Origin of the sequence: Pseudomonas sp. PSPC2-3, assembly GCF_049898265.1 — a bacterium.
In the GTDB taxonomy this organism is placed as follows: Bacteria; Pseudomonadota; Gammaproteobacteria; order Pseudomonadales; family Pseudomonadaceae; genus Aquipseudomonas; species Aquipseudomonas veronii.
In genome coordinates, this window is sequence record NZ_JAFCXJ010000012.1 from 310168 (window position 1) to 324192 (window position 14025).

12 protein-coding genes are annotated in these 14025 nt (G+C 62.0%); 5 read left to right on the forward strand and 7 right to left on the reverse strand.

Annotation, left to right across the window (positions count from 1 at the left end; all coding sequences use genetic code 11):
- Nucleotides 1-74 precede the first annotated feature (74 nt).
- Both ACP7E3_RS27190 and ACP7E3_RS27195 read left to right on the forward strand, forming a co-directional pair.
- Nucleotides 75-770, forward strand: a complete 696-nt coding sequence (locus ACP7E3_RS27190) for an ArsR/SmtB family transcription factor (RefSeq protein ID WP_046384834.1) — start codon at nucleotides 75-77, stop codon at nucleotides 768-770.
- 105 nt (nucleotides 771-875) lie between these two features.
- Nucleotides 876-2246 carry an MFS transporter gene (locus tag ACP7E3_RS27195; RefSeq protein WP_126589086.1) on the forward strand — a complete coding sequence of 457 codons (1371 nt, stop codon included), beginning with the start codon at nucleotides 876-878 and terminating at the stop codon, nucleotides 2244-2246.
- 64 nt (nucleotides 2247-2310) lie between these two features.
- Here ACP7E3_RS27195 and ACP7E3_RS27200 read toward each other — a convergent pair whose 3' ends face one another.
- Entirely contained in the window at nucleotides 2311-3264 is a 954-nt protein-coding gene (locus ACP7E3_RS27200) for an adenosine deaminase (RefSeq protein WP_017849634.1), read from the reverse strand.
- Between the two features lie 192 nt (nucleotides 3265-3456).
- On the opposite strand from ACP7E3_RS27200, the gene ACP7E3_RS27205 reads away from it, so the two are divergent.
- Nucleotides 3457-4545: a calcium:proton antiporter gene (locus tag ACP7E3_RS27205; protein WP_057006113.1), complete on the forward strand. Its 1089-nt coding sequence runs from the start codon at nucleotides 3457-3459 to the stop codon at nucleotides 4543-4545.
- Between the two features lie 89 nt (nucleotides 4546-4634).
- On the opposite strand, the gene ACP7E3_RS27210 is transcribed toward ACP7E3_RS27205, so the two are convergent.
- The 6 genes from ACP7E3_RS27210 to ACP7E3_RS27235 all read right to left on the reverse strand — a co-directional run bounded on the left by ACP7E3_RS27210 (nucleotide 4635) and on the right by ACP7E3_RS27235 (nucleotide 10650).
- A complete protein-coding gene (locus tag ACP7E3_RS27210; RefSeq protein ID WP_426124951.1) occupies nucleotides 4635-5993 on the reverse strand; it encodes an 8-oxoguanine deaminase in 1359 nt (452 codons plus the stop codon).
- 172 nt (nucleotides 5994-6165) lie between these two features.
- Nucleotides 6166-6852: an SDR family oxidoreductase gene (locus tag ACP7E3_RS27215; RefSeq protein WP_079442758.1), complete on the reverse strand. Its 687-nt coding sequence runs from the start codon at nucleotides 6850-6852 to the stop codon at nucleotides 6166-6168.
- Nucleotides 6853-6908: 56 nt separating this feature from the next.
- Nucleotides 6909-7490, reverse strand: coding sequence for an IMPACT family protein (locus ACP7E3_RS27220; RefSeq protein ID WP_017849630.1), 582 nt, complete (start codon nucleotides 7488-7490; stop codon nucleotides 6909-6911).
- 12 nt (nucleotides 7491-7502) lie between these two features.
- Nucleotides 7503-8162 carry a TetR/AcrR family transcriptional regulator gene (locus ACP7E3_RS27225; RefSeq protein ID WP_017849629.1) on the reverse strand — a complete coding sequence of 220 codons (660 nt, stop codon included), beginning with the start codon at nucleotides 8160-8162 and terminating at the stop codon, nucleotides 7503-7505.
- Nucleotides 8163-8249: 87 nt separating this feature from the next.
- Nucleotides 8250-9641 (reverse strand): uracil-xanthine permease family protein, encoded by a 1392-nt coding sequence (locus tag ACP7E3_RS27230; RefSeq protein ID WP_046384831.1) that lies wholly within the window; start codon nucleotides 9639-9641, stop codon nucleotides 8250-8252.
- 88 nt (nucleotides 9642-9729) lie between these two features.
- Nucleotides 9730-10650 carry a LysR family transcriptional regulator gene (locus ACP7E3_RS27235; RefSeq protein WP_017849627.1) on the reverse strand — a complete coding sequence of 307 codons (921 nt, stop codon included), beginning with the start codon at nucleotides 10648-10650 and terminating at the stop codon, nucleotides 9730-9732.
- A gap of 125 nt (nucleotides 10651-10775) precedes the next feature.
- Between ACP7E3_RS27235 and ACP7E3_RS27240 the strand changes: the two genes are divergently transcribed.
- Both ACP7E3_RS27240 and ACP7E3_RS27245 read left to right on the forward strand, forming a co-directional pair.
- Nucleotides 10776-12125, forward strand: a complete 1350-nt coding sequence (locus ACP7E3_RS27240; protein ID WP_017849626.1) for an aspartate aminotransferase family protein — start codon at nucleotides 10776-10778, stop codon at nucleotides 12123-12125.
- A 39-nt stretch (nucleotides 12126-12164) separates the two neighbouring features.
- The gene (locus ACP7E3_RS27245) at nucleotides 12165-13658 is read left to right on the forward strand and encodes a CoA-acylating methylmalonate-semialdehyde dehydrogenase (protein ID WP_126589088.1); all 1494 of its coding nucleotides are present in this window, start codon (nucleotides 12165-12167) and stop codon (nucleotides 13656-13658) included.
- The last annotated feature ends 367 nt before the right edge of the window (nucleotides 13659-14025 follow it).

The window sequence follows — 14025 nt, forward strand, 5'->3', positions numbered from 1 at the left end:
GGGAACTGACTGCTTGCGCACCTATACTTTGGCGCCAACCACAGCAGAGAAATGATTTAACAAGGAGTGAACACATGGAACAGGCACCTTGCATCAGTCAGATTGCCAGCTTGCTCGCCGAGCCAAAACGCACCGCCATGCTCTGGGCCTTGATGGACGGCTCGGCCAAGTCTTCCCAGGAACTGGCGACGCTCACGGGGTTGTCGCCGGCCTCGGCGAATGCCCATCTGGCTCGGCTTACCGGCGGCGGTTTGCTGCGTGTCGAAGCGCGTCGCGGCAAGCGGTTGTTTCGTGTGGCGGCGGCGGATGTCAGCACCGCCATCGATGCCTTGGCCAGCACCACCATGGCCAGTGCGGCGCGCAGCGCACCGCAGGCTTCACCGCTGACCCTGGCGGCGCCGGCCCCGCTGCGCCATGCGCGGTTATGCCATGGGCACCTCGGCGGCGAGCTGGCGGCGCAACTGTATCAGCGGATGATCGCGGCCGGCTGGATCGAGCGCCACGAGCTCCGCACCCAAGTCACGGTCAAAGGCGCGCAGCACCTGGCTGGCCTGGGCATTTTCACCCAGGCGCTGGCCTTGCCGCTGGTGTGCGACTGTTTCGATTGGAGCCAGCAGCAACCGCACCTGGGCGGCGCGCTGGGGGCCGGGCTATTGCAACTGTTTTTGCAGTCGAACTGGATCCGTGCGGTCAACGAGTCCCGCGCCTTGCTCGTCAGCGACACCGGGTTGGCGGAAATCACCCGGTTGGCCGTGCCCGACGCGCTCTGACCCGGATGACGTCGTTCAGAGTTGCGATCAGGTCGCACCCAGCAATAACCCGGAAAAACCATGGCCCACACTCCCAGAGGGGATTATTCACACAGGGGATGGGGCATGGGTACGCACGGCTATAGCGCGGCAGAACGGCTGGAACGGTTGCCCATCAGCGGTTACCACCGAGTCATTTTTATCATCATCGCCCTGGCGTTTTTCTTCGACTCCATGGATCTGGCGATGATGACTTTCCTGCTCGGCTCGATCAAAGCCGAGTTCGGCCTGAGCACGGCCCAGGCTGGCTTGCTGGCCAGTTCGAGTTTTTTCGGCATGGTGGTGGGCGCGTCGTTGTCCGGGATGCTCGCCGATCGCTTCGGGCGCAAGCCGGTGTTCCAGTGGAGCATCGTGTTGTGGGGGATCGCCAGCTACTTATGTTCCACGGCGCAGACGGTGGAGACGCTGACGTTGTTTCGCATCCTGCTCGGCATTGGCATGGGCATGGAGTTTCCGATCGCGCAGTCGATGCTCTCGGAGCTGATTCCGGCCAAGGGGCGCGGGCGCTATATCGCGTTGATGGATGGCTTCTGGCCGTTGGGTTTTGTGGCGGCGGGGGTGCTGTCGTACTTTTTGCTGCCGCTGATCGGCTGGCGCGACATCTTCCTGGTGCTGGCGGTGCCGGCGGTGTTTGTGCTGGCGATCCGGTTTTTTATCCCGGAGTCGCCGCGCTGGCTGGAGCAGGCCGGGCGGCATGCGGCGGCGGATAAGGTGTTGCTGGGGATCGAGGCGAAAGTGCGCGACTCCCTGGGCCGCGCCGAGTTGCCGCAGCCGATTCGCCTGCCGCGGGTGGAGAGTGCGCCGGGCAACTTCTTCTCGGCGTTCCAGCAATTATGGTCGGCGCAGTATCGTCAGCGCACGATGATGATCTGGAGTGTGTGGTTCTTCGCCTTGCTCGGCTTTTATGGGCTCACTTCCTGGTTGAGTGCCTTGCTGCAGCAGTCGGGGTTTGCGGTGACCCAGTCGGTGTATTACACGGTGATCATTTCCCTGGGCGGGATTCCCGGGTTCCTGATGGCGGCCTGGCTGGTGGAGCGTTGGGGGCGCAAGCCGGTGTGCGTGGTGACCTTGCTCGGCGGCGGGGTGATGGCGTTTCTGTATGGGCAAAGCGCGGTGTTCGGCGGCAATGTCGGCCTGCTGATCGCCTCGGGGTTGTTGATGCAGTTCTTTCTGTTTGGCATGTGGGCGGTGCTGTACACCTACACGCCGGAGTTGTATCCCACTTCGGCGCGGGCGACAGGGGCCGGGTTCGCTTCGGCGATCGGGCGGGTCGGGTCGTTGCTCGGGCCGTTGGTGACCGGGCTGGTGTTCCCGATTACCGGGCAGGGCGGGGTGTTTGCCCTGGGCGCATTGTGCTTTGCGGTGGCGGCGCTGGTGGTGTGGGTGTTTGGGATGGAGACGAAGGGCAAGACCCTGGAAGAGTTGAGCGAGATTTAACCGGCAATCCACAACGAATGTGGGAGCGCGCTGGCTCCCACATTGTCAGTCGCGGTTTACGCCGTCAGGGCTTCACCAGCCGCGCATCCAGGCTGTTTTGCGCCAGGCGTTTGGCCTGGTCCTGGGTCATGCCCAGGGCGGTGTACAGCGCATGGAAGTTCTCGGTGACGTAACCGCCGAAGTACGCCGGGTCGTCCGAGTTCACCGTCACCTTCACCCCACGCTCGAGCATGTCGAGGATGTTGTGCTGGGCCATGTCGTCGAACACGCGCAGCTTGGTGTTGGACAGCGGGCACACGGTCAGCGGGATCTGTTCGTCGATGATCCGTTGCATCAGGCGCTCGTCTTCGATGGCGCGCACGCCATGGTCGATACGCTGGACTTTCAGCAGGTCGAGGGCTTCCCAGATGTACTCGGGCGGGCCTTCTTCGCCGGCGTGGGCCACGGTGAAGAAGCCTTCGTTGCGGGCACGGTCGAACACGCGCTGGAACTTGCTCGGCGGGTGGCCCATTTCCGAACTGTCCAGGCCCACGGCCACGAACGCATCGCGAAACGGCAGCGCCTGGTCGAGGGTTTTCTCGGCTTCGGCTTCGCTCAAGTGGCGCAGGAAGCTGAGGATCAAGCCGCTGGTGATGCCCAGTTGCTGCTCGCCATCTTTGAGCGCGGCGGCGATGCCGTTGAGCACCACTTCGAACGGCACGCCACGGTCGGTGTGGGTTTGCGGGTCGAAGAAGGGTTCGGTGTGGATCACGTTCTGCGCTTTGCAGCGCAGCAGGTAGGCCCAGGTCAGGTCGTAGAAATCCTGGGAGGTGCGCAGTACATCGGCGCCCTGGTAATACAGGTCGAGAAACTCTTGCAGGTTGTTGAAGGCGTAGGCCTTGCGCAGGGTGTCGACGTCGTTCCATGGCAGCGCAATCTTGTTGCGCTCGGCCAGGGCGAACAGCAGCTCAGGCTCCAGCGAGCCTTCCAGGTGCAGGTGCAGTTCAGCCTTGGGCAGGGCGTTGAGCCAATCGTACATGTCTAAAATCTCATCGGGTGCAATGGCGGCATTCTACAGGCCATGACTGAAATAATCGGCAAAACCTGACCAAGAGGAGAGTATTGGTTCTATTCGCGCAGGGGCGCTGCGAACTAAGATGTAACGAAACGTTAGCGATGTACTGCAGTCTGTACCCCGTCAATGACTGATTTGCCGCACAAAAGGCCCGCAATGCTCACCTCTCTCAAGCAAGAAAAATTCATGCTGCTGGCGCTGATCGCCGCCGTCGCCGCGTACCCGCTGGAGCACTGGATGCTCCATAACGGGCAAATGGTCGCGCTACTGGCCGGCCTGGCGCTGATCGGCTTTATCGTGGTGGCGTCGATGCGCGTCGCTCACCATGCCGAGCAGTTGGCGGAAAAGGTCGGCGACCCCTACGGCACCATGATCCTGACCCTGGCCGCCGTGCTGGTGGAAGTGGTGATCCTGGCGATCATGATGAGCAACGAACCGTCGCCGACCCTGGTGCGCGACACCATCTACTCGGCGGTGATGCTCGATATCAACGGCATCCTCGGCCTGGCCGCGCTGATGGGGGGCATCAAGCACGGCGAACAGTCCTACAATGACGATTCGGCGCGCACCTACAGCGTGATGATCCTCACCGCCATGGGCGTGTCGATGGTGGTGCCGGAATTCATCCCCGAAGCGGACTGGAAAATTTACTCGGCCTTCACCATCGGCGCGATGGTGGTGCTCTACACCCTGTTCCTGCGCATGCAGGTGGGCCCGCACAGTTATTTCTTCAGTTACAGCTACCCGGATAAACGCCGCAAGACGTTGCCGGAAGAACAGGCGCCGCCGGTGAACCTGGCATTTTCCATCGGTACGCTGGTGTTCGGGGTGATTGTGATTGGCGCGCTGGCCGAGGTGATGTCCAAGACCCTCGACCTGGGCCTGGAAGGCACGGGCGCACCGCCGGTGGTGACGGCGATTGTGGTCGCGGCCATCTCGGCGGCGCCGGAGATTCTGACCGCCTTGCGCGCCGCCCTGGCCAACCGCATGCAGTCGGTGGTGAACATTGCACTGGGCGCATCGTTGTCGACGGTGATCCTGACGGTGCCGGTGATGGAAGCGATGGCGCTCTACTCCGGTCAGCCGTTCCAGATGGCGATGACGCCGGTGCAAAGCGTGATGGTGTTGATCACGCTGATCGTCAGTGCGATCAACCTCAACGATGGCGAAACCAACGCCATCGAAGGGATGACCCACTTTGTGTTGTTTGCGACCTTTATCATGTTGTCGCTGTTAGGGGTGTAGGCGTGAGCTTGCTCGCGAACAATCTGAGAGCGCCGTGTGAATCAGAACACCTGCGTTAGCGTTGATGTTTTTCGCGAGCGAGCTCGCTCCTACAAAGGGTTGATCAGGTTACGGGCGGCCTGGCTGTGATCGGCAATCAAGCCTTTGAGGTCGAGGCCCTCGACCTGGCCGTCGATCACCCGCCATTGCCCGCCGATCATCACCCGGTCGGCCCGGTCGGCGCCGCACAACAGCAGCGCCGAAATCGGATCGTGACTGCCGGAGAAGCGCAGTTCGTCCAGCTTGAACAGCGCCAGATCGGCCTGCTTTCCTACGGCTAACTCACCGATATCCGAACGACCGAGCAACTGCGCCGAGCCTTTGGTCGCCCAGCCCAGCACGCCTTGCGGGGTGATTTTTTCCGCGCCATAACGCAGGCGCTGGATGTACAGCGCCTGGCGGGCTTCGAGGATCATGTTCGACGCATCGTTGGAGGCCGAACCGTCCACGCCCAGGCCGATCGGGGCACCGGCGGCGAGCAGGTCCAGGGTCGGGCAGATGCCGGAGGCCAGGCGCATGTTCGAGCTTGGGCAATGGCAGATCCCGGTGCCGGCGGCGCCCAGGCGGGCGATTTCATCCGGGTTGAAGTGAATGCCGTGGGCCAGCCAGGTGCGCGGGCCGAGCCAGCCGACGCTGTCGAGGTAGTCCACGGTGCGCAGGCCGAAGCGTTGCAAGCAGAAGTCTTCCTCGTCGAGGGTTTCCGCCAGGTGCGTGTGCAGGCGCACGTCGAGGCTCGCGGCCAGTTCGGCGCTGGCTTGCATGATTTGCGGGGTGACGGAAAACGGCGAGCAGGGCGCCAGGGCGATCTGGATCTGCGCGCCGTCGCCGCGTTCGTGGTACTGGCGGATCAGGCGCTGGCTATCGTCCAGAATCACCGCGCCCTGTTGCACGGTTTGCTGCGGCGGCAAGCCACCGTCGGCTTCGCCCAGGCTCATGGAGCCGCGAGTGAGCATGGCGCGCATGCCCAGTTCGCGCACCACGTCGACTTGCACGTCGATGGCATGTTCCAGGCCGTCCGGGAACAGGTAGTGGTGGTCTGCCGCCGTGGTGCAGCCCGAGAGCAGCAATTCCGCCAGCGCGACTTTACTGGCCAGGGCGAGTTTTTCCGGGGTCAGCCGCGCCCACACCGGGTACAGGGTCTTTAGCCACGGGAACAACGGCTGATTGACCACCGGCGCCCAGGCGCGAGTCAGGGTCTGGTAGAAGTGATGATGGGTATTGATCAGCCCCGGCAAGACCACATATTCGCGGGCGTCGAACACCTGCGTACAGGGCTGTGCAGGCGCTTGCCCGATGCCCAGCAGTTCGCTGATCACACCGTCTTGCAGCACCAGGCCGCCACGGGCATCGAGGCCATTGGCAGTGAAAATCGCGAGGGGGTTTTTTAACCAGATACGGGTCGCAGGCATGGGCCGGCTCCTCTGAATGATGGGTTCAGGTTTGCCAGCTCAGTGTTGCCCTGTCTGCTGATCCAGGGTCGCCAGTGAAGGCGAGGTGGCTAGATTACGTGTAGTTCTAGATCCGGTCTACCGGTAGGAACGCGCTGCTTTCGAGAAGCGTGTTCCCACCTTTGATGGCGGCTTACCAGGGAATGGTATGGCCTCGGTAGTCCACGAAGTGGTGGCCGCCTTTGCCGGTGTAGGCATTTACCTGATCGAGCAGGCCGCGCACGCTGGTCTCGACGTCGATGAGTGCGTTTTCGCCGCCCATGTCGGTCTTCACCCAACCCGGGTGCAGGGAAAGCACGGTCATTTTTTGCTCGCCGAGTTGGGTGATGAAGCTGTTGGTCATCGAGTTGAGGGCGGCCTTGCTCGCCTTGTAGAGCGCCAGCTCGGAACCGTCAGGGATGGTCACGCTGCCCAGGACTGAACTCATGAACGCCAGCACGCCGGAATCTTTGCGGATCTGCCCGACAAAGCGCTGGGCCAGGTTGATCGGCGCCACGGCGTTGGTGAAGAACAACTGGCCGACTTCCGCCAGGGTGGCGTGGCCAGGTTCCTGGTTCGCCGGGCCCTTGACGCCGGCGTTGACGAACAGCAGGTCGAATGTCCGTTCCTTGAGGCGCTGGCTCAGGGCGATCACAGCTTGCTGATCGTCCATGTCGAGTTTCTCGATCTGTACCGGGCCCACGGCTTTCAGGGCGTCGGCCTTGTTCGGGTCACGCACGGTGGCGGTCACGTCCCAGCCATCCTTGAGCAATTGCTTGACCAGGCCAAGGCCCAGCCCGCGTGAGGCGCCGATGATCAGTGCGGTTTTTGGCGTAGACATGCAGAGCTTCCTTTGACGTCGCGGTTCAGGGCGTTCAGCGAACAACATTAGCAGTTTCAACGTTGCAGCAGGATACGCCCCCGGCTCAGGTCGGCAAGCTGGTTTTGCAGGGTGTCGATGTGTGCTTCGCCCAGGGCCAGTTGCAGCTCCACGCCGTTGGCGGTGAAGTGTTCCTCCAGCACCAGCCCGCCGAGTTCGGCGACCCGCAACTTGACCAGGTTCAGTTCGGAAAACCCGCAGTCGCAGCTCAACGGCACGCGGCTGATCAGCTCGATGCGCTCGGCGGTTTGCAGGCATTTGTTCGCGCCGCCGCCATACGCCCGCGCCAGCCCGCCGGTGCCCAGTTGGATGCCGCCGTACCAGCGAATCACCAGCACCACCACCTGATCGAAGCCCTGGGCCTCGATGGCGGCGAGGATCGGTCGCCCGGCGGTGCCGCCAGGTTCGCCGTCGTCGTTGCTGCGGTACTGGTCGGCGAGTTTCCAGGCCCAGCAATTGTGCGTGGCGTTCAGGTCGCTGTGCTGCTCGATGAACGCCTGGGCTTCTTGCGCGCTGGTGATCGGTGCGGCCAGGGTAATGAAGCGGCTTTTGCGAATTTCTTCGCGGAATTCGCAAAGGCCGGTGAGGGTGAAAGGCATAGGCGGTGTCGTCTAGAGGGCGGGCTTGATGCCACAGCCTTTGAGAATGATGTGGATCAGGTTGGTGCCGGCGTCTTCCATATCTTGTTTGGTCAACTTGGTGCGCCCGGTGACGCGGCAGATCTGGCTGGCGAAGTCGGCATAGTGCTGGGTGCTGCCCCACAGCAGGAAGATCAGGTGGACGGGGTCGATGGGGTCCATCTTGCCGGCATCGATCCAGGCCTGGAACACGGCCGCCCGGCCGCTGAACCAGGCGCGGTAGTCCTGGCCGAAGTATTCGGTAAGGCATTCGCCGCCGCTGATGATCTCCATGGCGAAGATCCGCGAGGCCTGGGGCTGTCGTCGGGAAAACTCCATCTTGGTGCGGATGTAGCGGGTGAGGGCTACGGCCGGGTCGTCCTCGGCGGTCAGCGCGTTGAAGGTGCTGTCCCACAGTTCGAGGATATTGCTGAGCACCGCGACGTACAGGCCCATCTTGTTGGTGAAGTAGTAGTGCAAGTTGGCCTTCGGCAACCCGGCGCTGGCAGCGATGGTGTTCATGCTGGTGCCCTTGTAGCCGTGACGCGCGAACTCGTCTTCGGCCGCTTGAAGAATCGCTTGCTCGTTCTTTTGCCGAATGCGGCTGGCGGGCTTCCCGGCGTGGGTGCTGTGGGCAGGAACTTCGAGGCTCATGGAGGTTTCCGTGCTGATCGATAGAGACGATGTATGCACAGATAACCCACCCTCAAGCCTCAGACAAGTCCTGATGCAATAAAACCCTCAAAGCGGTTCCAGCGTATCGCCATGTGGCGCGCCGTTTGCTGCGGGGCTCGCTTTGGCTTCCGGCAGTAACAGGCACAACGCGATTGCGGTCAGCCCGCCGCTGGTGATGGCCGAGTCGAACAGGTTTTGCACCAGCGTCGGCATCAAGTGCAGCAGGTTCGGTTGGGCGGCAATGCCCAGGCCGACGCCGAACGAGGTGGCGATGATCAGCATGCTGCGTCGGTCCAGCGGCGCCTGGGCGAGAATACGCACGCCGGCCGCCGCCACGCTGCCGAACATCACCAGGGTCGCGCCGCCCAATACCGGTTTGGGGATTTGCTGCAGCACCGCGCCGATCGATGGAAACAAGCCGAGGCAAAACAGCACCACGCCGATGTACAGGCCGACATAGCGGCTGGCCACACCGGTGAGTTGGATCACGCCATTGTTCTGGGCGAACGTGGTGTTGGGGAACGCGCTGAAGGTGGCGGCGATCATGCAGCTCACCCCGTCGCCGAGTACGCCGCCCTTGAGCCGGTTTATATAAGACGGGCCGCTGATGGGCTGGCGGGCGATCATGCAGTTGGCGGTGAGGTCACCCACGGTTTCGATGCTGCTGATCAGATAAATCAGCGCGATGGGTAGGAAGGCGCTCCAGTCGAAGTTGAAACCATAACGAAACGGCATCGGCAGGCTGATCAACGGCAGGTCGGGCAGGGCCTGGGGCACCAGTTTGCCGCTGAACCAGGCCGCGAGGCTGCCGAGGGCCAGGCCGATGATGATCGCCGAGAGGCGTACCCAGGGTGTGTTCGAGCGGTTGAGCAGGATGATCGTCAACACCACGAACAGGCCCAGTGCCAGGTTGATGGGCGCGCCGAAATCGGCGGCATTGAACCCGCCGCCGAGGTCGGTGATACCCACTTTGATCAGGCTGATGCCGATCAGGGTAATCACGATGCCGGTGACCAGCGGCGTGATCACCCGGCGCAGTTGCCCGATAAAACGGCTCAGCACGATTTGTACGGCGGCGCCGAAAAAGCACACGCCGAAGATCATCGCCAGGATGTCTTCCGGGCTGCCGCCGCGTTGCTTGACCAGGAAGCCCGCCGACAGCACGGCGCCGAGAAACGCAAAGCTGGTGCCCTGCAGGCAGATCATGCCGGCGCCGATGCCAAACGGCCTACGCGCCTGGATGAAAGTGCCGACACCGGACACCATCAGCGCCATGCTGATCAGGTACGGCAGGTGAGCCGCCAGGCCCAGGGTCGAGCCGATGATCAGCGGCGGCGTGATGATGCCGACGAAGGCGGCCAATACATGTTGCAGGGCGGCCAGTAGGGCGGGCAGGGGTTTTGGGCGGTCGTTGAGGCCGTAGATCAGGTCGCTGGGGCTGGACGTTTCTGGTGGCATGGCGGGCAAACTCGAGTCGGACGGTTCTAGGTCCTAGTGCCCTTGCAAAAAGCTGTCCACTTGCTCAGCTTTTTGTGCGAGGCCCGAATTAGCGGGTTGCCGCCAGGCTGTCGAGGAAACTTTCCAGCACCAAATGAGGGCGCCGCCCCTTGCGCGTGACCGATGCCAGGCTTAAATCGTAAAAACGTGTAGCCGGTTTCAGCGCGCGTAGTCGGCCTTGTTGCACCCACAGGCTGGCGTAGTGATCGGGCAGGTAGCCGATGTAGCGGCCGGTGAGGATCAGGAACGCCATGCCTTCGCGGTCCGAAGCGCTGGCGGTGCAGTTGAGGGCCTGGTAGTGGGCCTGGATCTCGGCGGGCAGGCGGAAGGTGGGGGCGATCGCATCCTGGTCGTCGATGCGTCCATCCTCCAACTGCTTGTCGTCGGCATAGAACAGCGGGTGGCCGACGGCGCAGTAGAGCAGCGAGCGTTCGCTGTACAGCGCCTGGTATTCCAGGCCGGACAGCGCGCTGGCCTGGGGCACCACGCCGACATGCAGGCGGCCGTCGAGCACGCCTTGTTCCACTTCATTGGGGGCAATCATGCGGATCTGGATCTGCACGTCCGGGCCGCGTTCCTTCAATTGCGCCAGGGCATGGGTGATACGCATGTGGGGCAGGGTGACGAGGTTGTCGGTGAGGCCGATGATCAGTTCGCCGCGCAAATGCTGGTGCAGGCCGTTGACCTCGGTGCGAAAGCTTTCCAGGGCGCTCAAGAGTTGCAGTGCCGACTGATAGACCTCGCGGCCTTCCTCGGTCAGCGAGAATCCGGCACGCCCGCGCTGGCACAGGCGCAATCCCAGGCGTTGCTCCAGATCGCTCATTTGCTGGCTGATGGCCGAGCGGCCGATGCCGAGCACGGTCTCCGCCGCCGAGAAGCCGCCACACTCCACCACGCTGCGAAAGATGCGCAGCAGGCGAATATCGAAGTCGCTGACTTGGGCCAGGGGGTCGGGTCGACGGATGCTCATAGTTTAGTCGGGGCCTGACTGAAGGTTAGAAGAGTTGGATTTCACAGACTTTATCCCCGTGGCAATTTAGCTGCAAGAACGCTTTTCAATCCCGGCGCTGCTTTTTGCCTTGCGAGGTTTTGCTGATGAACATGTCCGAAAACGCCCCTTCGTCCCTGGCCAGCCAACTGAAGTTGGACGCTCACTGGATGCCTTACACCGCCAACCGTAACTTCCAGCGTGACCCGCGCCTGATCGTGGCCGCCGAAGGCAGCTGGTTGACCGATGACAAGGGCCGCAAGGTCTACGATTCGTTGTCGGGGCTGTGGACCTGCGGCGCCGGGCACACCCGCAAGGAAATCCAGGAAGCGGTCGCCAAGCAACTGGGCACGCTGGACTACTCGCCGGGCTTCCAATACGGTCATCCGCTGTCGTTTCAACTGGCGGAAAAAATCACCGACCTGACCCCGGGTAACCTCAACCATGTGTTCTTCACCGACTCCGGTTCCGAGTGCGCCGATACGGCGGTGAAGATGGTGCGTGCGTACTGGCGCCTAAAAGGCCAGTCTACCAAGACCAAGATGATCGGCCGCGCCCGTGGCTATCACGGGGTGAACATCGCCGGCACCAGCCTGGGCGGCGTCAACGGCAACCGTAAGATGTTTGGTCAGGCGATGATGGATGTTGACCATCTGCCTCACACCTTGCTGGCGAGCAATGCGTTCTCGCGCGGCATGCCGGAGCAGGGCGGTATTGCCCTGGCCGATGAGCTGCTCAAGTTGATCGAGTTGCACGACGCGTCGAACATCGCTGCCGTTTTTGTCGAGCCGATGGCCGGCTCCGCTGGCGTGCTGGTGCCGCCACAGGGTTACCTCAAGCGTCTGCGTGAAATCTGCGACCAGCACAACATCCTGTTGGTGTTCGACGAAGTGATCACCGGTTTCGGCCGTACCGGCTCGATGTTCGGCGCCGACAGCTTCGGCGTGACCCCGGACCTGATGTGCATCGCCAAGCAAGTCACCAACGGTGCGATCCCGATGGGCGCGGTGATTGCCAGCAGCGAGATCTATCAGACCTTCATGAACCAGGCGACGCCGGAATACGCAGTGGAATTCCCCCACGGCTACACCTACTCGGCACACCCGGTAGCCTGCGCGGCTGGCCTGGCGGCATTGGACCTGCTGCAGAAGGAAAACCTGGTGCAGAGCGTCGCCGAAGTCGCTCCGCACTTTGAGAATGCGCTGCATGGTTTGAAGGGCAGCAAGAACGTGATCGACATCCGCAACTACGGTCTGGCCGGCGCGATCCAGATTGCCCCGCGTGACGGTGATGCCATCGTGCGTCCGTTCGAGGCTGGCATGGCCTTGTGGAAAGCCGGTTTCTACGTGCGTTTTGGCGGCGACACCCTGCAGTTCGGGCCAACCTTCAACAGCAAGCCGCAGGACCTGGATCGCCTGTTCGATGCCGTCGGCGAAGTGCTGAACAAGATCGACTGATTTCTCCTTCTATATAGAACAACTTTTCAGGAGCCCTGCATGAGCCTTATCCAGCATTTGATCGACGGCCAGTTGGTCAGCGAATCCGGTCGCACTGCCGATGTGTACAACCCGTCCACCGGCCAGGTGATTCACCAGGTGCCGCTGGCCAGTCGCGAAACCATCCAGCGCGCGATCGACTCGGCCAAGGCCGCATTCCCGGCCTGGCGTAATACGCCGGCGGCCAAGCGTGCCCAGGTGATGTACCGTTTCAAGCAGTTGCTGGAGCAGAACGAAGCGCGCATCTCGCAGTTGATCAGCGAGGAGCACGGCAAGACCCTGGAAGACGCGGCGGGGGAATTGAAGCGTGGCATCGAGAACGTGGAGTATGCGTGCTCGGCGCCGGAAATTCTCAAGGGCGAGTACAGCCGCAATGTGGGGCCGAACATCGATGCCTGGTCGGATTTCCAGCCGTTGGGCGTGGTGGCCGGGATTACCCCGTTCAACTTCCCGGCGATGGTGCCGTTGTGGATGTACCCGCTGGCGATCGTCTGCGGCAACTGCTTTATCCTCAAGCCGTCGGAGCGTGATCCGAGTTCGACGCTGCTGATCGCGCAATTGCTGCAGGAGGCCGGCCTGCCTAAGGGCGTGCTGAGCGTGGTGCATGGCGACAAGGGCGCGGTGGATGCGCTGATCGAAGCGCCGGAGGTCAAGGCCTTGAGCTTTGTGGGTTCGACACCGATTGCCGAGTACATCTACGCCGAAGCGACCAAGCGCGGCAAACGCGTGCAAGCGCTGGGCGGCGCGAAGAACCATGCGGTGCTGATGCCGGATGCCGATCTGGATAATGCGGTCAGTGCCTTGATGGGCGCGGCCTATGGTTCCTGCGGCGAGCGTTGCATGGCGATCTCGGTGGCGGTGTGTGTGGGTGACCAGGTGGCGGATGCATTGATCGCCAAGTTGGTGCCGCAGGTCAAGGCGCTGAAGATTGGCGCGGGCACCTCGTGCGGCCTGGATATGGGGCCGCTGGTCACCGGCCAGGCGCGGGATAAGGTCAGCGGCTATATAGAAGACGGTGTGGCCGCGGGCGCTGAGCTGGTGGTCGATGGTCGTGGCTTGAGCGTTGCCGGGCATGAGCAGGGGTTCTTCCTCGGCGGCAGTTTGTTTGACCGCGTGACGCCGCAGATGCGTATCTATAAAGAAGAGATCTTCGGGCCGGTGTTGTGCGTGGTGCGGGTCAATAGCCTGGAAGCGGCGATGCAACTGATCAACGATCACGAGTATGGCAACGGCACATGCATCTTCACCCGTGACGGTGAAGCAGCGCGTCTGTTCTGTGACGAGATTGAAGTGGGCATGGTCGGCGTGAACGTTCCACTGCCGGTGCCGGTGGCCTACCACAGCTTTGGCGGCTGGAAGCGCTCGCTGTTTGGCGACTTGCATGCTTACGGGCCGGATGGGGTGCGTTTCTATACCCGGCGCAAGGCTATTACCCAGCGCTGGCCGCAACGGGCCAGTCATGAAGCGTCACAGTTTGCCTTCCCTAGCTTGTAAGACGCGTTGAAAGCCGGCCCCTTGGGGCCGGCTTTCGCGTTTTTGCGGCCTTTTTGACCGATATGACAGAATTGTGAAAAAAGGTGTTGACGGCAAATCCTGGACGTCTATAATTCGCCCCAATTCCGGCGCAGTCGAAACGGAAAACTCCTTGGTAAACAAAGAGTTACGCAAGATTCGACAGCGACCTGCTTCAGTTCATCGAGGCCTGGAAGGAGTTGGTAGAGCAGTGTTGTTTGGCTCTATTGACGTTTCGATCTTCTCGGTCGAAAGCGGAGAAAAAGAGGTGTTGACAGCAGCGTGTAACGCTGTAGAATTCGCCTCCCGCTAACGAGAGATCGGAAGCGCAAGTGGTTGAAGTTACAAA